Genomic DNA, 19,914 nt, shown 5'->3' on the forward strand with positions numbered 1-19,914 from the left:
CGGGGCGCCTCAGCGGATGGCGGCCATCACGTCCCAGTCCGCCTCGGGGCTGTAGCTGCCGTAGAGCATGAAAAACTGGCCGGGCCGCGCGCCGGTCACGTCCAGCGACTCGTCCGCGCCCAGCGCGGTGGTGGGGAAGTCGACCTGGGCGATCGCCGCGGGCGCCGCCACCGGCGCCCCAGCCGCATCGAAGCGCTGGGCCGACACGACCCGCCGGCTCAGGCCGGTGCCCGCGTCCTGGGTCACGGACCAGGTGACCACGAGCCCACCGTCGAGGGTCGAGGCCACGCGGGGCGTGAAGGGCCGGTCGATCGGCCCCGTGGGCACCGCCTGCCGACCGAGCGACACCCCCGCGGCGTCGAACCGCTCCAGCCACAGCGTCGCCAGGAGCGACCCTGTCGGCCCGGTGCCGAAGGACACCCAGGCGAGGGCCAGTTTTCCGTCGGCCAGCGTGGCGAGCGAAGGCGAGCGCATCTCCGCGCCCGACGCGACGGTGATGGCGGGGCGGGCGAGCGCTCCGTCGGGGCCGAACAGGCCCAGCATGAGCCGGCTGCCCGCCGGCGCGCTCACGGCCCAGGCGGCGGCGAACCCCGGCCCGAGCGGCGACGCCACGATGCCCAGGACATGGGTCAGGGCGTCGTCCGGCGATTCGTTCACCGGCAGCGCCGGCGCCACGGGGGCGCCCTGGGCGGTGAACAGTTGCACTTCGCCGAGATCCGTGCCGCGCGGCGCTGCGAGTGCGTCGAACGCGACCACGAGCCGGCCATCGGCCAGGCCGGTGGGGCGGGCGACGAACCGGGACTGGCTGGTCGAGAGGGGTGCGGCCGGCGCGCGGGCGGTGCCATCGGCGTTGAACAGCTGCAGCCAGCCCCGGCGCTCCAGGCCGGCCGCTTCCGTCCATGTCACCGCGAAGCCGCCGTCCGCGAGCGCCGCCACGCCGGGCAGGCTCGCCGATGCGGCGACGACCGCTTCCACGCCGACCGGCCGGGCGTCGGCGCCGAAGCGCTGCAGCCGCACTTCGTTGGCGATGGCGGTGCCCGTCCAGTGCGTCCACGCCACGACGAAGCCGCCGCCGGCCAGGCGCGCGATGCGCGCGCCGTCCTGGCGGCCCGCGAAGGTGCTGTTGACGCGGAAGTCGGCGCGTTCCAGCGGGGCCACGGTGCCGCTGCCCGACGCCGGCGCGCCGCCCCCGGGCGATGTCGGTGAGGTGGGTGAGGTGGGTGACGTGGGCGACGTGGGCGACGTGGGACTGGTGCCGGTGCCGCCACCGCTCGCGACGGCGTCAGCGACGCCGCCATCGCCGCCGCCGCACGCGACCAAGGCCAGTGCGATGGCGACCGCGACCGTGGCGCTGCTGGATCGGGACGGCCGGCAAGGTGTGGTCGTGAGGCTCATGGGACCCTCCGGTGATCGACTGCCGTCCATGGTCGACCCCGGTGGCCGTCCCTGCGATTTCAGGCTGTGTGCGCCGTGTAAGAGACGTGAACTGTTCCCCGGCTGAGCGGCACGAGCGGGATGCCGCTTTACGTCCGGCCGTGGACTGGATAAAAATACAGTGCATGGACAGCCACTACATCCCGGTCGAGGCGATCAAGGGCCGCGGCGCCGCCACGCGCCATCCGCACCGGTTCGAGCGCGATGCGCGCGAAGGCTTCGACGACGGCTGGGAGCCCGACCCGGACGCGCCGGCGCCGCTGGCGCCGCGGACCGAGGTGACCTGGGAGACGCCCCGCTCGGTCATCAGCACCAACGACTCGCCGGACATCTACTTCGACCGCGGCCTGAACCCCTACCGCGGGTGCGAGCACGGCTGCATCTACTGCTATGCGCGGCCGACGCACAGCTACCTGAACCTGTCGCCGGGGCTGGACTTTGAGACCAGGATCATCGCCAAGCGCGACGTGGCCGGCGTGCTGCGGCGCGAGCTGGCGAAGAAGGGGTACGTGCCGGGCATGCTCGCCATCGGCACGGCCACCGACTGCTACCAGCCAGTCGAGCGCGAGCTGCGGCTCACGCGGTCGGTGCTCGAGGTGCTGCGCGACACCGCGCACCCGTTTTCGCTGGTCACCAAGTCGAGCGGCGTCGAGCGCGACCTGGACATCATCGCGCCGATGGCGCGCGACCGGCTGGCGGCCGTGTACGTGACGATCACCACGCTCGACGCGGGCCTCACGCGCCAGCTCGAACCCCGCGCGGCCTCGCCGCAGCGGCGGCTGCGCGTGCTGCGCACGCTGGCCGAAGCGGGCGTGCCCTGCGGCGTGAGCCTGGCGCCGCAGATCCCGTTCCTCACCGACGACCTGGAGCAGGTGCTGGAAGCGGCCTGGGACGCCGGCGCGCGAAGCGCCTTCTACCACGTGCTTCGGCTGCCCTGGGAGGTCAGCCCGCTGTTCCGCCAGTGGCTGGAGCTGCACTATCCGCAGCGCGCCGAGCGCGTCATGGCGCGCATCCACGACATGCGCGGCGGCAAGGACTACGACGCCGACTTCGCCACGCGCATGAAGGGCAGCGGCCCGTGGGCCGAGTTGATCGGGCAGCGTTTCCGCAAGGCGGCGTCGCGCCTGGGCTTCAACCGCGAGCGGTTCGAGTTCGACCTGTCGAAGTTCCGGCCGCCCGCGCTGGACGGCCAGGCCAGCCTGTTCTGAACGTCAGGCGGCCTGCAGCAACGGCAGCAGCATCAGCGCGCCGCCGGCCACGGTGGCGCCCAACGCCATGCCGGCGAGGTTGGCGCGCAGCTGGGTCGGCCCGGCCAGGCGGCGCAGCTGCGCGTTCCACAGCCACAGCATCGGGAGCAGGCCCAGCAGCGCCAGCAGGGTGGGGACCTGCCAGCTGAAGAAGCTGGCCCAGGTGGGAAGCGCCAGGTGCAGGCGTTGGCCTTCCATGGCTGACGCGAGGGTGAGGTCCTGCGTCCAGGCGCCGGCGGCGACCAGGGCGCCGGCCAGCAGCAGCAGGGTGGCCATGCCCTTGAAGGTGCGGCGCCAGCCGAACAGGCTGAGCAGGAAGGCGGCCACCCCGGCCAGCGCGGCGCCGAGCACCACGGTCAGCTGCAGTTGCTCGCGCGCGGCGGCCAGCGCATGCCAGAACCAGGGATTGCACGCGAATCCGATCCACAGGCTGGTCGCCAGCACGGCCCAGCCCGGGTGCATGGCCACCCGCGTCTCGCCCGGCGAGAGGATGGAGTGGTACCCGGTGGATCGGAACAGCCGCAGGGACATCGCTTAATTTTGAGGCAGTCCCGGCCGGCGGCCTAGTGATGTGTGGCGCGGGTGGTACACGGATGGGTCGGCCCCCTGCCAGAACTGACACCTGCGCCGCGCCAGGAAGAAGAAAGGGCGGGAAATCCCGCCCTCTCGTTCATGCGCTGAAGAAGTTCTTCAGCTTGTCCGCCCAGCCTTCCTCGCTGGGCGAGTGCTTGGAGCCGCCTTTCTTCAGCGAGTCGTCCAGCTCGCGCAGCAGCTTGCGCTGGTGCTCGGTGAGCTTGACGGGCGTCTCCACCGCGATGTGGCAGTACAGGTCGCCCGGGTAGCTGGCCCGCACGCCCTTGATGCCCTTGCCGCGCAGGCGGAACTGCTTGCCGGCCTGCGTGCCCTCGGGGATGTCGATGGCCGCCTTGCCCGCGAGCGTGGGCACCTCGATCTCGCCGCCCAGCGCAGCGCGGGTGAACGAGATCGGCACCACGCAGTGCAGGTCGTCGCCGTCGCGCTCGAAGATCGGGTGCTTCTTCAGCCGGATCTCGATGTACAGGTCGCCCGGCGGCCCGCCGTTGGTGCCCGGCTCGCCGTTGCCGGCGCTGCGGATGCGCATGCCGTCGTCGATGCCCGCCGGGATCTTCACTTCCAGCGTCTTCTGCTTCTTGACCTTGCCCTGGCCGTGGCAGGTGGCGCATGGCTCGGGAATGATCTTGCCGCTGCCGCGGCACGTGGGGCAGGTCTGCTGCACCGAGAAGAAGCCCTGGCGCATCTGCACCACGCCCTGGCCGTGGCAGGTGCCGCACTGCTTGGCCTGGGTGCCGGGCTTGGCGCCGCTGCCGTGGCAGGTGTCGCACTGGTCCCAGGTCGGGATGCGGATCTGGGCCTCCTTGCCGGCGGCCGCCTCCTCCAGCGTGACCTCCATCGCGTACGACAGGTCGCTGCCGCGGAACACCTGGCGCCCGCCGCCCGCGCGGCCGCCGCGTCCCTGGCCGCCGAAGATGTCGCCGAAGATGTCGCCGAACGCCTCGGCAAAGCCGCCGAAGCCTTCCGCGCCGGCGCCCATGCCGCCGCGCATGTTCGGGTCCACGCCCGCATGGCCATACTGGTCGTAGGCGGCGCGCTTGTCGGCGTCCGAGAGCATCTCGTACGCCTCCTTGGCCTCCTTGAACTTGGCTTCCGCGTCCTTGGCCGCATCCCCCTGGTTGCGGTCAGGGTGGAACTTCATCGCGAGCTTGCGATAAGCCTTCTTGATCTCTTCCTCGGAGGCGTTCTTCGGCACGCCGAGGACGTCGTAGTAATCGCGTTTGGTGGCCATCGTGTCTCTGGTTGTGCCGGGGAAGCGCCGGTGCTTCTAGCACGATCGCCGCGTCGACCGGACCCGAAGGTCCGTGTCGAACGCGGCGAGCTGAACCGGCGCGAAGCGTCCTGCGATCAGCCCTTCTTCACTTCCTTGACTTCGGCGTCCACGACATTGTCGTCGGCGGCCGCCTTGGGCTCGGCACCGGCCTCGGCGCCGGCCGCGCCGCCGGCGGCCTGCGCGGCCTGGTTCGCCTGCATGTCGGCGTACATCTTCTCGCCCAGCTTCTGGCTGGCGGCCATCAGCGCGTTGGTCTTGTCCTCGATCTGCGACTTGTCCTCGCCCTTCAAGGCTTCCTCGACCTCCTTGATCGCGGCCTCGATCTTGTCCTTCTCGCCGGCCTCGAGCTTGTCGCCGTACTCGGTCAGGCTCTTGCGCACGCTGTGCACCAGCGCCTCGCCCTGGTTGCGGGCCTGCACGATCTCGAGCTTCTTCTTGTCCTCGGCGGCGTTGAGCTCGGCGTCCTTCACCATCTTCTGGATCTCCTCCTCGGACAGGCCCGAGTTGGCCTTGATGGTGATCTTGTTCTCCTTGCCCGTGCCCTTGTCCTTGGCGCTCACGTGCAGGATGCCGTTGGCGTCGATGTCGAAGGTCACCTCGATCTGGGGCAGGCCGCGCGGTGCCGGCGGGATGCCTTCCAGGTTGAACTCGCCCAGCAGCTTGTTGCCGGTGGCCATCTCGCGCTCGCCCTGGAACACCTTGATCGTCACGGCCGGCTGGTTGTCGTCGGCGGTCGAGAAGGTCTGGGCGAACTTGGTCGGGATGGTCGTGTTCTTGGCGATCATCTTGGTCATCACGCCCCCCAGCGTCTCGATGCCCAGCGACAGCGGGGTCACGTCCAGCAGCAGCACGTCCTTGCGGTCGCCGCCCAGCACCTGGCCCTGGATGGCCGCGCCCACGGCGACGGCTTCGTCGGGGTTGACGTCCTTGCGCGGGTCCTTGCCGAAGAACTCGCGGACCTTCTCCTGCACCTTGGGCATGCGGGTCATGCCGCCCACCAGGATCACGTCATGGATGTCGCCCACGCTCACGCCGGCGTCCTTGATGGCCGTGCGGCACGGCGCGATGGTGCGCTCGATCAGGTCCTCGACCAGCGCTTCCAGCTTGGAGCGGGTCAGCTTGATGTTCAGGTGCTTGGGACCGCTGGCATCGGCCGTGATGTACGGCAGGTTGATGTCGGTCTGGGCGCTGTTGGACAGCTCGATCTTGGCCTTCTCGGCGGCTTCCTTCAGGCGCTGCAGCGCGAGCACGTCCTTGGACAGGTCGACGCCTTGCTCCTTCTTGAACTCGCCGATGATGTAGTCGATGATGCGCTGGTCGAAGTCCTCGCCGCCGAGGAACGTGTCGCCGTTGGTGGACAGCACCTCGAACTGCTTCTCGCCGTCGACGTCGGCGATCTCGATGATCGAGATGTCGAACGTGCCGCCGCCCAGGTCGTAGACGGCGATCTTGCGGTCACCCTTTTCCTGCTTGTCCAGGCCGAAGGCCAGCGCGGCCGCGGTCGGCTCGTTGATGATGCGCTTGACTTCCAGGCCGGCGATGCGGCCGGCGTCCTTGGTGGCCTGGCGCTGCGCGTCGTTGAAGTACGCGGGCACCGTGATCACGGCCTCGGTGACCGGCTCGCCCAGGTAGTCCTCGGCGGTCTTCTTCATCTTGCGCAGCACCTCGGCGCTGACCTGCGGGGGCGCCATCTTCTTGCCGCGCACTTCCACCCACGCGTCGCCGTTGTCGGCCTTGGCGATGGTGTAGGGCATCAGGTTGATGTCCTTCTGGACTTCCTTTTCCTCGAACTTGCGGCCGATCAGGCGCTTGACCGCGTAGAGGGTGTTGCGCGGGTTCGTGACCGCCTGGCGCTTGGCCGAGGCGCCCACGAGGATTTCGCCGTCCTCCTGGTAGGCCACGATGGACGGCGTGGTGCGCGCGCCCTCGCTGTTCTCGATGACCTTGGGCGTGTTGCCCTCCATGATGGCCACGCACGAGTTGGTGGTGCCCAGGTCGATGCCGATGATCTTGCCCATTGCTTTCTCTCCTATTTGCTTGGGGCCGCCGGGGCCCTGATTCGTTGCTGCGTAGTTGTGGATAACTCGGGATGTTTCAAGCCGGGGTCACTGCGGCGCGGCCACCGTGACCAGCGCGGGCCGCAGCACGCGTTCGGCGATCAGGTAGCCCTTCTGCAGGACCGTCACCACGGTGTTGGCCTCCTGGCCGGGCGCCGGGACCATCGAGATGGCTTGGTGCTGGTGGGGGTCGAACCGGGCGCCCGTCGCCGGGGCGATCTCCACCACCTTGTTGCGCTCGAGCGCGGACTTGAGCTGCCGCAGCGTGGCTTCGGCGCCCTCGCGGATCTGCTCGGGGGTGGCGTCCTGGATGGCCAGGCCGGCCTCCAGGCTGTCGGCCACCGGCAGCAGGCTCTCGGCGAAGCTCTCGATGGCGAACTTGCGCGCCTTGGACATCTCCTCGTCGGCGCGGCGGCGGGTGTTCTGCACCTCGGCCTGCGCCCGCAGGAAGGTCTCGGTCAGCTCGGCATTCTTGGCGCGCAGCTGCTCCAGCTCGGCCATCGCGGCGGTCAGGTCGGCCTCGTTGGCCGCGGCGGCGGCCTCGCGTTCTTCCGGGCTGGCGTCCGTGGGCCCGGGGGCCCCGTCCAGCGTCGGTTCGATCTTCGTCGTGTCGTCGTTCATGCTTGGATTTGGGTTGGGGAGCGCGAAAAACTGCGGTGCACCTTGGGGCAGCGTAGTGCTTTTCAAGGCGGCAAAAAGGCGTTCCGGCCAAAAAAATGCTGAGCCAGCCCGGACGGGCTACCCGGCCCAGCGCGACAGCGCGCCGGATGGGTTGGGCGGGACCCCGTACAGTGGCGGCTCACGCAACTCCGGAGGTCGCCATGGCCCGCCAGTGGATCAGTTCGGGATCGCGCTTCGAGCAGGAGATCGGCTATTCGCGCGCCGTGGTCGACGGCGACTGGGTGTTCGTCTCCGGCACCACCGGCTACGACTACCAGGCCGGCACGCTGGCGGCCGACGTCGTCGGCCAGTGCGAGCAGGCGATGCGCAACATCCAGGCCGCGCTGCACGAGGCGGGCGCCTTCTGGGCCGACGTCGTGCGCGTCACCTATGTCCTGCCCGACCGGGGCGATTTCGAGAAGTGCTGGCCGACGCTGCGCAGGTACCTGGGCGACGCCCGGCCCGCCGCGATGATGATCCAGGCCGGCCTGCTCGAACCCGCGATGAAGATCGAGATCGAGGTGACCGCGCGCAAGCGCAGCTGAGTGCGACTGTCAGCTTGTCACGGCGGGCTCGGCCCGCCATCGAGCGCGGTGCTGGTCATGGCCGCGGGCCTGGATGCCGGGTCGAGCCCGGCATGACGACTCTCTGAAGCGCCGTCCGGCCCCCAGCCTGTCATTGCGGGCTCGACCCGCAATCCAGTCCGGTGCCAGTCATGCCGCCGGCCATGGCCGCGGGCCTGGATGCCGGGTCAAGCCCGGCATGACGACTCTCGGGGGAAACACGCCCGACCCGTAGCCTGTCATTGCGGGCTCGACCCGCAATCCAGTCCGGTGCCAGTCATGGCCGCGGGCCTGGATGCCGGGTCGAGCCCGGCATGACGACTCTCGGGGAAACACGTCCGGCCCGCAGCCTGTCATTGCGGGCTCGACCCGCCATCCAGTCCCGGTGCTTGCCCACGCCGGAGTCTGCCTTCACGCCCTGCAGGCGCGCAGACGGCAACCGACACGGGCCAGACCGGCCGCCTGCGTCAGTGCGCGTCGAGCAGTTCGACGTCGAACTTCAGCGTCGCGTTGGGCGGGATCACGCCGCCGGCGCCGCGCGCGCCGTAGCCGAGTTCGGGCGGGATGACCAGGGTGCGCTTGCCGCCCACCTTCATGCCGGCCACGCCTTCGTCCCAGCCCTTGATCACCATGCCGGCGCCGAGCGAGAAGGCGAACGGGTCGTTGCGGTCGCGGCTGGAGTCGAACTTCGCGCCCTGCTGGCCGTTGTTGAACAGCCAGCCGGTGTAGTGCACATGCACGTGCTGGCCGGGGCGCGCCTCGGCGCCGGTGCCGGGCGTGGTGTCTTCGTACTGCAGGCCGGAGGGGGTGGTGATCATCGGATTCCTTTGGGTGGGAGCGGCCGCTCAGCCGAGCAGGCCGCGACGTGCGAGGTCGCGCATCAGGGCGCCGGCGCCGTAGGTCCACGGCGCGATGCGGTCGCTGGTGCTGACGCGGTTGGCGAGTGTACCGAGCAGCGGCGTGCGGACCGTAACAAGGTCTCCCACCTCATGCGTGAAGCCCTCGCCCGGACCGCGGCGGTCCTGCGTCGGCGCGAACATGGTGCCCAGGAACAGCACGAAGCCGTCGGGATACTGGTGGTTGGCGCCGCACGACTGCGCCACCAGGTCCAGCGGGTCGCGGCTGATCATCGACAGCGAGCTCGAGCCCCGCATCACGAAGCCGTCGGCCCCGCGCACTTCCATCGCCAGGTCGCAGCGGCGCACGTCGTCGATGCCGAACCGGCCGTCGAACAGGCGGATCAGCGGCCCGATCGCGCAACTGCCGTTGTTGTCCTTGGCCTTGCCGAGCAGCAGCGCGCTGCGGCCCTCGAAGTCGCGCAGGTTGACGTCGTTGCCGAGCGTGGCGCCCTTGACCTGCCCGCGGCTGTCGACCGCCAGCACGATCTCGGGTTCGGGATTGTTCCAGTCGCTCCTGGGATGCAGGCCGATTTCTGCCCCGGTGCCCACGGCGCTCATGGGCTGCGACTTGGTGAACACCTCGGCGTCCGGGCCGATGCCCACTTCGAGGTACTGCGACCACAGGCCCTGCGCGATCAGCACGTCCTTCAGCTTCATCGCCTCGGGCGACCCGGGCCGCACGGCCGACAGGTTCTCGCCGATCACGGCGACCACGGCCTGGCGCACCGCCTCGGCCTTGGACGCATCGCCGCGGGCCTGCTCCTCGATCACGCGCTCGAGCATCGAGGCCACGAAGGTGACGCCCGCGGCCTTGATCGCCTGCAGGTCGCAGGGCGCGAGCAGCCAGGGCAGGTGGGGCGCGCGCACGTCGAACGCGCTGTTGGCGAGCACGGCCGCCGTGTCGGCCAGCCGGGGCGCATCGAACGCGCGCACCGCCGCTGCGGGGTCGGGCAGCTCGAGCAGGTGGCTCATGGTGGGCGCCAGGCGCGACAGGTCGGTCACGGCCTCGGGCGTGACGCGCACGAGGACTGCGCCTTGTCCTTCGATCCAGGCGCGGCCGACCAGCACGGCCTGGTCGGCGTCCTCGGGCAGGGTGGTGGCGGGGGCGAGGGCTTGGTGGAGATCGTTCATGGGGTGGGAGCTTGCTTCTTCTTGCCCTGCGCCGCCACCCAGCGGGCCGCGAACGCGGGCAGGTCTGACAGGCGCTTGAGCAGGTCCGCGCCGGCGGGCGTCACGCAGTAGCCGTCCTGGCCGTGGCCGAGCAGGCCGGCTTCGCGCAATTCCTTGAGGCGGGTGTTGAGGGTGTTGGGCGTGATGCGGCCGACGCTGTCCTGCAGCAGGCGGAAGGTCTGCGGATGCCCATCGCGCAGGGCCCACAGCACGCGCATGGCGTAGCGCGCCTCCAGCAGCGCCATCAGCTGCTGCATCGCGGCGTGGCTGTCCTTGGAACTCATCGTTGTTCTGACTCCTCCTCGCCGGTCCGTCCCTCGTGGCGGGAGGCGCAGTTTACGCAGCGGTCGCTACAAGAACAATAGCGTAGTTCCCCGGGGGCGGACAACGTGCGGGTAGCATCGGGCGCATGTGTTCGAACTACGTGCCGGTGAGCCGGCGCGATCGCCTGCTGACGTTCTTCGGCGTCGAACGCGACCGCGACGACGAGCCGGTGGACACCTGGCCGCTCGGCCTGGCGCCCTTCATCCGGCTGGCGCAGGACGGCTCGGGCTTCGAACGGGTGGTGGACGACGGCATCTTCGGGCTGCTGCCGCATTTCGCCACCGAGATCGGGTTCGGGCGGCGCACCTACAACGCGCGCAGCGAGACCGTGCACCAGCTCCCGAGCTTTCGCGAGGCATGGAGCCGGGGCTGGCGCTGCGTGATCCCGTGCGAGGCGATCTACGAGCCCAACTGGGAAAGCGGCGAGTGCGTGCGCTGGGCGATCTACCAGGAAGGGTTCGTGCCGTTCGGCGTCGCCGGCATCTACCGCCCCTGGCGGCATCCGGACGGGCGTGACGTGTTCAGCTTCGCGATGCTGACCGTCAACGCCGACGACCACCCGCTGATGAAGCGCTTCCACCGGCCCGAGGACGAGAAGCGCATGGTGGTGATCCTCGACCCCGAGGACTACGGCAACTGGCTCACGTGCCGGGTGCAGGAGGCGCCCGCGTATTTCCGCCGCTGGGACAAGCCGCTGGTGGCCGAGGCCTCGCCGCTGCCGCCGCGCGCGCCCCGCGCGGGCAGCGTGCGAACCAGCCGTCCGCCCGGACCGCAGACCGGCAGCCTGTTCTGAACCGGGCCGGGCGCTTCCGCGCAGGCGGGCGCTGGCTGGCTAGAACTTCATCGGCTGCGTCTTCTCGAAGCCGCCGTGGTCGCTCTTCTGGAAATCGGCGTCGCGCTGGCCGAGGAGCCGCTCGAGGTCGGCCTTGGCGTCGGCGCTGGACTGCTGCTTGCCGATGCGGGTGGGGCCGCTGATCACGTCGGCGGTGCCGCCGTCCGGCTCGGGCGGCGCGGGCGAGGTGATGGCGCTCAGGTCCGGCGGCGCGGACGTCCAGCTGCCCGGGTGGGGCAGGGGCGGGCAGTCGGCGTCTTCCTTGAGCTCGAACTGCCACGACACGCCCATCAGCCAGCGGTCGCACAGCGGGTCGAGCACGCCGATGCGGCGGACCAGGTTCTGCTGCAGCGCCACCGAGTGCAGCATCAGGCGTGGATCCCACTGCAGCACGACCAGGCGCACGTGCACGCCGGGCTCGCGGCTGGGCGCCGCCATGGTGAGCGGCTCCACGCGCAGCCAGCCGGCCGGAATCCCGTTGTGCTGGAGCGTGTCGCGGCCGGCCACGCGCACCAGTTCCTTGCGCACGGATTGCGGCGAGCTGGCCGAGCCCCTGGTGGACGGCGCGTGGGTCTGGCTGGGGCGGCCCGCGCGGGCTGTCTGCTGCGCCGGCGGCTTGGCCGCGGGGCGGCCCAACAGGCGATCCAAGAAGCTCATTGCGTCCTCCGCGCCGCGCGGGCGTGTTCGTTGTTCTGGTTGCGCTCCCGCGCGGAGTATGAGGCCGGCTGGGCTTGGTGAAAAGCCTGTCGCGCCAAAGACACAGGCCCCTGCGCGCGCAGCGGCAGGAGTTCACCGATCTGGGCCTCGCGCACCCCCGCTCCTAGAATTCCCGGCACTGCCGGACGCCGCGGTGGCCGTCGGCCGCCGGTCCAGGAGGGTCCCACCATGAACGCCCAGCCTTCGCTTGCCCTGCTCCGAATCCGCGCGGCCGCCACCCTGCTGGCGCTGGCCGGCATCGCGGGCGCTGCCGGCGCCGCGGGTGGCGCCGAGCCCACCGACGTCTTCGCCGCCGGCGGCGAGGTGCGCACCGGCGGCCAGGTCACCGGCGACTTCAGCGCCGCCGGCGGCAAGGTGAAGGTCGACCAGCCGGTGGCCGGCAACGTGATGCTGGCGGGCGGTTCGGTGGAAGTGCGTTCGCCCGTGCGCGACCGCCTGCGCGTCGCGGGCGGCGAGGTGGTGATCGACAGCCAGGTCGGCCGCGACGTGCTCGCCGCGGGTGGCACGGTCACCGTTGCCTCCGGCGCCGTGATCGGCGGCTCGGCGCGCCTGTACGGCGGGGACGTCACGGTCGACGGCCGCATCGACGGCAACCTGCGCGCGGGCACCTCGCACCTGCGGATCAACGGCGAGGTGCGCGGCGACGTCGATGCGCGCGCCGCCTCGGTGGAACTCGGTCCGTCGGCCCGCATCGGCGGCGCACTGCGCTACTCGTCGGCCGCCGAATTGAAGCGGGCCGAGGGCGCCGTGATCGGCGGCGCGATCGTGCGCGACAGCCGCGAGGGCCGCACGGTGCGTGAGCGCAGCTGGAAGTTCAACGGCCCGGGCCGCGGCTTCAGCGTCGTCACCTTCCTCATGGTGCTGGGCGCCGCGGCCCTGTTCCTGCTGGCGGTGCCCAGGTTCGGCCCGCGCGCGGCCGAGCGCGTCGCGACGGCGCCCGCCGCCTCGTTCGGGCTCGGGCTGGTGACGATGATCGGCGTGCCCGTCGTGGCGCTGCTCCTGTGCATCACGCTGATCGGGCTGCCGCTGGGCATCCCGCTGTTCGCGGCCTATCCGGTCGTGCTGCTGCTCGGCCTGGTGGTCGGCGTGCTGTTCGTCGCGCATCGCCTGCCCGGCTTGCTGAAGAAGGCCGAACCCGCCAGCTACGGCAGCCGCATCGGCTGGTTCGCGCTCGCGCTGGCGCTCGTGCTGGTGGTGGCCATGGTCCCGTTCATCGGCGCGCTGGTGCTGGCCTTCCTCGCGCTCGCCGGGCTGGGCGCCTTCGTGGCCGAGCTGCCGCGCCGCCGCGCGGGCGGCGACGGCGGCCCGCCCGTGCCGCAGCCGCGGCCCGCACCGGCGCACTGAGCGGCCCGCGGCCGGTCGCCGCAGAGCCCCACGGGGCGGCGCATTGCTGCCATGCTTGCGGCATGCCCGCCTTCCAGCCCGTCATCACCAGCCTGCTGGACAACGACCTCTACAAGTTCACGATGTGGCAGGCGATGCTGCATCGGTTCCCGCAGACTACCGCCGAGTACGAGTTCGTCTGCCGCGACGAGCCCCAGTTCCCGCTGGCCGACCTGCTGGAGGAGGTCGAAGCGCAGCTGGACCACCTGTGCACGCTGCGTTTCGCCGAGGACGAGCTCGCCTACCTGGGCGGGCTGCGCTTCATCAAGAGCGACTTCGTCGACTTCCTGCGCCTGTTCCAGTTCCAGCGCCGCTTCGTGCGCGCGTGGGCCGAGGACGGCCGGCTGCGCATCCGGGCCAGCGGCCCGCAGGTGCACGTGATGGACTTCGAGATCCACGTGCTGGCCATCGTCAACGAGCTGTACTTCCGCCGCGTCGAGCACGCCCGCGCGCTGGAGACGGGGCGCGAGCGCCTGCAGGTCAAGATCGACCAGCTGCGCGCGGTGGACGTGGCGCCGGCGCGCGCGCATCCGCTGGAGATCTTCGACTTCGGGGTTCGGCGGCGCTTTTCCGGCGCCTGGCAGCGCGAAGTCGTCACCACGCTGCGCGACGAGGTGCCCGAGTTCTTCAAGGGCACCTCCAACGTGCTGCTCGCGCGCGACCTGGGGCTGGTGCCGATCGGCACGATGGCGCACGAGTACATGCAGACCTTCCAGGCCCTGGGCGTGCGGCTGCGCGACTTCCAGCGCGCGGCGCTGGAGGGGTGGGTGCAGGAGTACCGCGGCGACCTGGGCATCGCGCTCACCGACACGGTGGGCATGGACGCCTTCCTGGCCGACTTCGACCTCTATTTCGCCAAGCTGTTCGACGGCCTGCGCCACGACTCGGGCGACCCGATCGCCTGGGGCGAGAAGGCGATCGCGCACTACGAGAAGCTGCGTATCGACCCGCACACCAAGCGGCTGGTGTTCTCCGACTCGCTCGACGTGCCCAAGGTGCTGCGCGTCTATGACGCGTTCGCCGACCGGGCGCTGACCGGCTTCGGCATCGGCACCAACCTCACCAACGACGTGGGCTGCACGCCGATCAACATCGTGATGAAGCTGGTGCAGGCCAACGGCCAGTCGGTGGCCAAGCTGTCGGACTCGCCCGGCAAGACGCTCAGCACCGACGAGACCTTCCTGGCCTACCTGCGCCAGGTGTTCAACGTGCGGCGGTGAGGGCTGCTTCGCGGCCGGTGACGTCGAAGCCCTCGACGAAGATGCCGGTGACCTGGCCTTCCATGTCGCGGATCGGCTGGTAGACGAAGTCGAGCACGCGCTCGCTGGCGGTGCCGTCCTCGCGCGGCAGCATGGCGCGGTTGCCGAAGGCCGTGTAGGCCTTGCCGCTGCGGTACACCTCGTCCAGCAGCGCCAGGTAGCCCTGCTCGGCCACCTCCGGCAGCACCTCGGCGACCGGGCGACCGACGATGGCGCGATGGCCCACCAGGCGCGAGTAGGCCGGGTTCATCAGCTCGAACCGGTGCTCCGGCCCCGACAGCAGCGCCATGAACGACGGCGCCTGCTCGAACAGCTGCGCGAACTGCTGCCGCTGGTGCTCGATGCGGCGCGCGGCCTGCACCGCCTGCGTGGTCTCGGTGCACACGACGAGAACGCCGCCCACGCCGGTGGGCGCGAGCGGGTCGTCGATGGGCACGTAGCTGTAGGTCCAGTAGACGTCTTCCTTGACGCCGTTGCGGGTGATCGGCACCAGCGCGTTCTCGTGCCAGGTGGCGCCGCGCCCGCTCATCACCTGCTCGATCTGCGGGCCGATGATGTGCCAGATCTCGTCCCAGCAGGTGCGGCCTTCCTGGCCGAGCGCGCTGGGGTGGCGCTCGTAGCCGATGGAAGGCCGGTAGGCGTCGTTGTAGAACTGGATCAGCCGCGGGCCCCACCAGATGAACATCGGGTGGCCCGAGCTGAGCATCAGCCGCACGGCGGTCTTGAGCGTCTGCGGCCAGCCCTCCGGCGGCCCCAGCGTGGACAGCCGCCAGTCGCGGGTGCGGATGCGCGCGCCCATCTCGCCACCCCCCTTGAGGAAGGCGAGGCGCGGATCGGCGCGCTGCAATTCCATCGCGTCAGTCCGCCTGCATCTGTGCGGCCTTGGCGATCGGGCCCAGGCGGGCCTTCTCGGCGGCGAGGAACTTGCGGAAGTCCTCGCGGCTGCCGCCCTGCGGCTCGATGCCCTGCGGCTCCAGCCGCGCGCGCAGCTCGCCCGACTTGAGCGCCTTGTTCACCGCGGCGTTGAGCTTGTCCAGGATCTCGTCTGGCGTCCCCTTGGGCGCGAACAGCCCGCTCCAGTGGCCGATCACCAGGTCCTTGAAGCCCTGCTCCTCGGCGGTGGGCACGTCCTTCATGGCGGTGACGCGGCGGCTCCAGGTGGAGGCGATCGGGCGCAGCTTGCCGCCGTTAATCTGCGGCAGCACGACGGGGCTGCCCTCGGAGGTGGCGTCGACCTGCTTGCCGATGACGGCGACCACGCCCTCCGAGCCGCTCTTGTACGGGATCGCCTCGAGCTTCGCGTCGGCCTTGTACTTGAGCATGGCGGCCACGAAGTGCGGCGTGCTGCCGGTGCCGGCGGTGGAGAAGGTCAGGCCCTTGCCCTGCTTGGAGGTCGCGACCAGGTCCTTGAGGTCCTTGATGGGCGAGTCCGGCGGCACCACGATGACCGAGGGGCTGACGGCCATCAGCACCACGGGCACCAGGTCCTCTTCCTTGTACGGCATGTTCTTCTTGATCATCGCGTTGGTGATCACGCCGGCCGCCGGGGCGAGGAAGGTGTACCCGTCCGGCGCCGACTTGGCGACGATCTCGGCGCCCAGCACCGAGCCGGCCCCCGGCTTGTTGTCCACGATGATGGGCTGGCCCAGCTCCCTGGAGGCCGCCTCGGCCACGTAGCGCGCGACGAGGTCGTTGGCACCGCCGGGGCCGAACGGCACGACGAAGTGGATCGGCTTGGAGGGCCACGCGTCGGCGGCGTGGCCGGCGGACGCTGCCGCGGCGAGCAGGGTGGCCGCGAACAGGCGGGAAACCTTGGAGTTCATCTTCGGGGGCACTTCAAACGGCGGAACCCCTCATCCTAGCCACCAGGCTGTCAAACCGCTGTCGGTGCATGCCCGTACAGCCAAAGTCCCGCGCGCCCGAGGCGCCCGGCAGGCTCCCAACGTGCAGCGTGTTCTCGCGCGTGGGCGCGCCGGGGGCTCGCGATCCAGCTCGACCGTGGACATGGAGCGTGGGCGCCGCGCCACGCCGCTGAAATGTTCCGTCACACGGCTCACGCCTCATCGCGAATGGCTGAGCTTGGTTGCACTTTCGCGGCGCGCCGCGCTTCAGGGGCGTCAGCATGTGGCTCATCCATTTGCCGGGAGGAGAGAGCCTGCCATGACCGACGTCCAACGCCTGCTGCTGATCGCTTCGATCGCCGCGCTGCCCTGTGCCGCCGCGGCCGCGGAAGAGATCCAGTACCCGACCCGCATCCCCGGGCCGGCCCCGGCGCAGCCGGTCTACAAGTGCGGCAACGGCGCCTACTCGCAGGCGCCCTGCGCGGGCGGCCGCGAGCTCGGGCAGGCACGCGTCACGCGCACGTTCGATCGCAACACGCCGCCGCCGCAGGACCGCGCGCGCCAGATCGCCCGCGCCGTGCTGCCGGCCGAGACGCGCGAGAAGTGCGGCGCGATCGAATCGCACATCCGCCAGGGCGAAGCCCGCCTGCGCAGCAAGGGCGCGCCGCCGACCGAGGCGGAGGAGGGCGACCTGGCCATCCTGCGCGTGCAGTTCCGCGAGCTGCACTGTTGACGGCGCGCGGCCGCACGGCCGCGGCGCCTCAGTGCTGGACGACGGTGCCCTTGCCGACGGCGGTCGCGCCCACCAGCAGGTGGACCACCGTGCCGGGCGCGAGTTCGCCGCGGGCGGCGTCCGGTCGCAGCAGCTGCAGCGGCAGCGTCCGTGGCTCGCCTTGCGCCAGCCACTGCGCAACGGGCTCGTCCGAGCGTACGGTGAACCCGGCCTGGCCGGCCAGCAGGGTGCCGCGCCGTTCGCCGGGCGGCAGCGTCGCCAGCCAGCCGGGCGGCAGCGGCACCGGCGCGATGTCCACCAGCAGGTGCGGGCGGAACTCGCCCGGCTCGAAACTTGGCCCGGCCGGCCCGGCCGGCCCGCGGCGCGGCAGCTTGCCCACCAGCCAGGCGATCAGGTTGCCGACCGCGGGCAGCCACATCACCAGCAGCAGCGTGCCGACGTCGTGCAGCGTGGAGCGGGGCACGGCGACGTACCGCAGCACGGCGCCCAGGACGGCCAGGCCCAGCATGACGGCCATGGCCAGGCGCCGGCGTGAAGGAGTGGCGACAACGGGCATCCCCGATTGTGACCACGGCGTGGGCCGCCCCCGGCTGCGCTAGAGTTGGGATTGCTCCGCGCCCCAGCCAGTTTCCGGCGTGCCGGACGCGCGATGTTCTCCCTTCGACCCCGCAACCTCAATCAAGCCCTCGCCCGCCTGCTGGCCGCGGTGATCGTCCCGCTGCTGCTCGGCACGCTGGGCGTTCTCGCGCTGCAGGCGCGGCAGGAGCACCAGCTGGCGCGCACGCGCCTGGCGGCCCTGGCGCAGACGCTGCTGCTGGCCTCCGACGCCGAGTTCGAGCGCGCGCGCGCGCAACTTGACGTGCTGGCGGCGGCGCCGCTCCTGGACGCCGGGCGCTGGGACGCGATGCACGGCTTCGCCGGTGAAGTCGCGCGCCGGGCGCCGGGCAGCGTGATCCTCCTGGTCGGACCCGGCGGCGACCCCGTGTTCAACACCGGTGCGCCGTACGGGCAGCCGCTGCCGAACCTGTGGCAGCTGGCCGACAGCCGGCGCGACATCGACTGGAACGGCCGCCTGCTGCCCATGTCGTCGGGCGACCTGTCGCGCCGCGTCTTCCAGACCGGCAGGACGCAGTACAGCGACCTGTACTACGGGCTGCAGATCGCGCGCCCCGTGCTCGCCGTGTCCACGCCGGTGCTGCGCGACGGCCGGCCAAAGTACGCGCTGATCCTGTCGTTCTCGTCCGCGCGGGTGCAGGACCGCATCCTGTCGACGGTCACCGCGCCCGGCGTGCGCGCGCTGCTGCTCGATCGCACCGGCCGGGTGGTCGCCTCCAACGCCGCGGCGTCCAGGCGCGTGGGCGACACCGCCAACCCGATCGAGGTCGAGCCGGGGGCCACGCGCGGCTTCTACCGGGTGGTGTCCGGCGACGGAGTCACGGTGGTGGGTGCCTACGCGGTGTCCAGCCGCACGGGCTACATGGTCCGCGTGTCGCAGCCGGATGCCCAGACCTTCGTGCCGACCGGCATGGCGTCGATCGCGTGGCTGGCGCTGCTGATCCTGGCCGCCCTCGCCAGCGTGGTGCTGGCGAGCCTGTACAGCCGCCGGCTCGCGCGGCCCCTGCGCGAGCTGGGCGACGACGTGCACGCGGGCCGCGCGCCGCCGGCGGAGCGGCGATCGGGCATCGCCGAGCTCGACCTGCTGGCGCAGGCGCTGCGCGACGGCGCGCAGGCCGAACGCCAGCGCGCCGAGGAACAGACGCTGCGCACCGTGGCGCAGAACCAGGAGGCGCTGCTGCGGCAGGCCGACCGGCAGAAGGACGAATTCCTGGCCACGCTGGCGCACGAACTGCGCAACCCGCTGGCGCCGATCCGCACCGCCGCCGAACTGATCCGCCTGCGCGCGCCGGCCGATCCCGTGGTGGCCCGCGCGCGCGACACCATCGAGCGCCAGGTGCTGCACCTGTCGCGCCTGGTGGACGACCTGCTGGACGTCTCGCGCATCACGCTCGGGCGCATCCAGCTGCGCCACGAGACGCTGCACCTGGGCGAGATCGCGGCCGCCGCGACCGAATCGGTGGCCGAGGCCGCGGCGCGCGGCGGGCTGGTCGTGGTGGAGGACATCGCCGAGCCCGCGCCCTTCGTGCGCGGCGATGCCACGCGGCTGGCGCAGTGCGTGGTCAACGTGTTGAACAACGCGGTGAAGTTCACGCCGCCCGGCGGCCGCGTGCACGTGCGGGTGGCGCGCGAGGGCGCGTGGGCGGTGGTCGAGGTGCGCGACTCCGGCGTCGGCATCACGGCCGACAACCTGCAGCGCATCTTCGACCTGTTCGTGCAGGAGCGGCACAGCGGCCACCAGGGCAACGTGGGCCTGGGCATCGGCCTGGCGCTGACGCGCCGGCTGCTGGACCTGCATGGCGGCACCATCCGCGCCAGCAGCGCCGGCCTGGGCCAGGGCAGCACCTTCCGGCTGGAGCTGCCCGCGGTCGAAGCGCCGACGGGTGTGCCGGCCCAGCCGCAACCCGGGCCCGCCGGCACCGCCGGCCAGCCGCAGGGCGGCGCGCGCATCCTGGTGGTGGACGACAACATCGATGCGGCCACCACGCTCGCCGAGCTGCTGGGCATGAGCGGCTATGCGGTGGCCGTGGCCCACGACGGCGCCACGGCCCTGCAGGCCGCCGCCGCCCAGCACCCCGACGCGGTGCTGCTGGACATCGGCCTGCCCGACATGGACGGCTACGAGGTGTGCCGGCGCATCCGCGCCGACGCCGGCCTGGCGCGCCAGCCGCTGCTGGTCGCGGTGACGGGCTGGGGCCAGCGCAGCGACCAGGAGGCGGCCACCGCGGCCGGCTTCGACGCCCACATGACCAAGCCGGTGGAGCTGGAGCCGCTGCTGGAGCTGCTGCGCCAGCGGCTGCCGCGCGGCTGACGGCC

Annotated in this window: 19 protein-coding genes; 7 read left to right on the top strand and 12 right to left on the bottom strand. The window is 71.3% G+C overall.

From position 1 onward, the window contains the following. Positions 1-9 precede the first annotated feature (9 nt). Positions 10-1,158, bottom strand: a complete 1,149-nt coding sequence (locus tag AC3ANR_RS08565; RefSeq protein ID WP_488291452.1) for a hypothetical protein — start codon at positions 1,156-1,158, stop codon at positions 10-12. 401 nt (positions 1,159-1,559) lie between these two features. Between AC3ANR_RS08565 and AC3ANR_RS08570 the strand changes: the two genes are divergently transcribed. Next, the gene (locus AC3ANR_RS08570) at positions 1,560-2,642 is read left to right on the top strand and encodes a PA0069 family radical SAM protein (RefSeq protein ID WP_488291453.1); all 1,083 of its coding nucleotides are present in this window, start codon (positions 1,560-1,562) and stop codon (positions 2,640-2,642) included. A gap of 3 nt (positions 2,643-2,645) precedes the next feature. Here AC3ANR_RS08570 and AC3ANR_RS08575 read toward each other — a convergent pair whose 3' ends face one another. The 4 genes from AC3ANR_RS08575 to grpE form a co-directional block, all read right to left on the bottom strand. After that, positions 2,646-3,212: a phosphoethanolamine transferase domain-containing protein gene (locus AC3ANR_RS08575; RefSeq protein ID WP_488291454.1), complete on the bottom strand. Its 567-nt coding sequence runs from the start codon at positions 3,210-3,212 to the stop codon at positions 2,646-2,648. 139 nt (positions 3,213-3,351) lie between these two features. Then, complete coding sequence (gene dnaJ, locus AC3ANR_RS08580) at positions 3,352-4,503, bottom strand: molecular chaperone DnaJ (RefSeq protein WP_488291455.1); 1,152 nt, start codon at positions 4,501-4,503, stop codon at positions 3,352-3,354. A 116-nt stretch (positions 4,504-4,619) separates the two neighbouring features. Continuing rightward, positions 4,620-6,563, bottom strand: coding sequence for a molecular chaperone DnaK (dnaK, locus tag AC3ANR_RS08585; protein ID WP_488291456.1), 1,944 nt, complete (start codon positions 6,561-6,563; stop codon positions 4,620-4,622). Between the two features lie 87 nt (positions 6,564-6,650). Beyond that, positions 6,651-7,223: a nucleotide exchange factor GrpE gene (grpE, locus tag AC3ANR_RS08590; protein ID WP_488291457.1), complete on the bottom strand. Its 573-nt coding sequence runs from the start codon at positions 7,221-7,223 to the stop codon at positions 6,651-6,653. 200 nt (positions 7,224-7,423) lie between these two features. On the opposite strand from grpE, the gene AC3ANR_RS08595 reads away from it, so the two are divergent. Beyond that, a complete protein-coding gene (locus AC3ANR_RS08595; protein ID WP_488291458.1) occupies positions 7,424-7,807 on the top strand; it encodes a RidA family protein in 384 nt (127 codons plus the stop codon). 485 nt (positions 7,808-8,292) lie between these two features. Here AC3ANR_RS08595 and AC3ANR_RS08600 read toward each other — a convergent pair whose 3' ends face one another. From AC3ANR_RS08600 to AC3ANR_RS08610, 3 genes are read right to left on the bottom strand one after another with little or no spacing between them, the layout of a single operon-like run. Continuing rightward, positions 8,293-8,643 (bottom strand): FKBP-type peptidyl-prolyl cis-trans isomerase, encoded by a 351-nt coding sequence (locus AC3ANR_RS08600; RefSeq protein WP_488291459.1) that lies wholly within the window; start codon positions 8,641-8,643, stop codon positions 8,293-8,295. Positions 8,644-8,670: 27 nt separating this feature from the next. Continuing rightward, entirely contained in the window at positions 8,671-9,855 is a 1,185-nt protein-coding gene (locus AC3ANR_RS08605; RefSeq protein ID WP_488291460.1) for a fumarylacetoacetate hydrolase family protein, read from the bottom strand. Next, complete coding sequence (locus tag AC3ANR_RS08610; RefSeq protein WP_488291461.1) at positions 9,852-10,178, bottom strand: winged helix-turn-helix transcriptional regulator; 327 nt, start codon at positions 10,176-10,178, stop codon at positions 9,852-9,854. The genes AC3ANR_RS08605 and AC3ANR_RS08610 overlap by 4 nt, the downstream gene beginning before the upstream one ends. Positions 10,179-10,303: 125 nt before the next feature. Here AC3ANR_RS08610 and AC3ANR_RS08615 point away from each other — a divergent pair, with 125 nt between their 5' ends. Next, a complete protein-coding gene (locus AC3ANR_RS08615) occupies positions 10,304-11,011 on the top strand; it encodes an SOS response-associated peptidase (protein ID WP_488291462.1) in 708 nt (235 codons plus the stop codon). Positions 11,012-11,050: 39 nt separating this feature from the next. Here AC3ANR_RS08615 and AC3ANR_RS08620 read toward each other — a convergent pair whose 3' ends face one another. Further along, positions 11,051-11,707 carry a hypothetical protein gene (locus AC3ANR_RS08620; protein ID WP_488291463.1) on the bottom strand — a complete coding sequence of 219 codons (657 nt, stop codon included), beginning with the start codon at positions 11,705-11,707 and terminating at the stop codon, positions 11,051-11,053. Positions 11,708-11,935: 228 nt separating this feature from the next. On the opposite strand from AC3ANR_RS08620, the gene AC3ANR_RS08625 reads away from it, so the two are divergent. Together AC3ANR_RS08625 and pncB are read left to right on the top strand one after the other, a co-directional pair. Beyond that, the gene (locus tag AC3ANR_RS08625) at positions 11,936-13,111 is read left to right on the top strand and encodes a bactofilin family protein (RefSeq protein ID WP_488291464.1); all 1,176 of its coding nucleotides are present in this window, start codon (positions 11,936-11,938) and stop codon (positions 13,109-13,111) included. Positions 13,112-13,173: 62 nt separating this feature from the next. After that, entirely contained in the window at positions 13,174-14,370 is a 1,197-nt protein-coding gene (pncB, locus tag AC3ANR_RS08630; RefSeq protein ID WP_488291465.1) for a nicotinate phosphoribosyltransferase, read from the top strand. Here the strand turns inward: pncB and AC3ANR_RS08635 are convergent. Together AC3ANR_RS08635 and AC3ANR_RS08640 are read right to left on the bottom strand one after the other, a co-directional pair. Next, a complete protein-coding gene (locus tag AC3ANR_RS08635; protein WP_488291466.1) occupies positions 14,354-15,262 on the bottom strand; it encodes a PAS domain-containing protein in 909 nt (302 codons plus the stop codon). The two genes, pncB and AC3ANR_RS08635, sit on opposite strands and share 17 nt — an antisense overlap. 4 nt (positions 15,263-15,266) lie before the next feature. After that, positions 15,267-16,232 (bottom strand): tripartite tricarboxylate transporter substrate binding protein, encoded by a 966-nt coding sequence (locus tag AC3ANR_RS08640; protein WP_488291467.1) that lies wholly within the window; start codon positions 16,230-16,232, stop codon positions 15,267-15,269. 337 nt (positions 16,233-16,569) lie between these two features. Here AC3ANR_RS08640 and AC3ANR_RS08645 point away from each other — a divergent pair, with 337 nt between their 5' ends. Continuing rightward, a complete protein-coding gene (locus AC3ANR_RS08645; protein WP_488291468.1) occupies positions 16,570-16,983 on the top strand; it encodes a hypothetical protein in 414 nt (137 codons plus the stop codon). Between the two features lie 28 nt (positions 16,984-17,011). Here the strand turns inward: AC3ANR_RS08645 and AC3ANR_RS08650 are convergent, their stop codons facing one another. Further along, positions 17,012-17,539 (bottom strand): hypothetical protein, encoded by a 528-nt coding sequence (locus AC3ANR_RS08650; RefSeq protein ID WP_488291469.1) that lies wholly within the window; start codon positions 17,537-17,539, stop codon positions 17,012-17,014. A gap of 93 nt (positions 17,540-17,632) precedes the next feature. On the opposite strand from AC3ANR_RS08650, the gene AC3ANR_RS08655 reads away from it, so the two are divergent. Further along, a complete protein-coding gene (locus AC3ANR_RS08655) occupies positions 17,633-19,909 on the top strand; it encodes a hybrid sensor histidine kinase/response regulator (protein ID WP_488291470.1) in 2,277 nt (758 codons plus the stop codon). The last annotated feature ends 5 nt before the right edge of the window (positions 19,910-19,914 follow it).

This window comes from Ramlibacter sp. JJN2-2R (assembly GCF_057747835.1).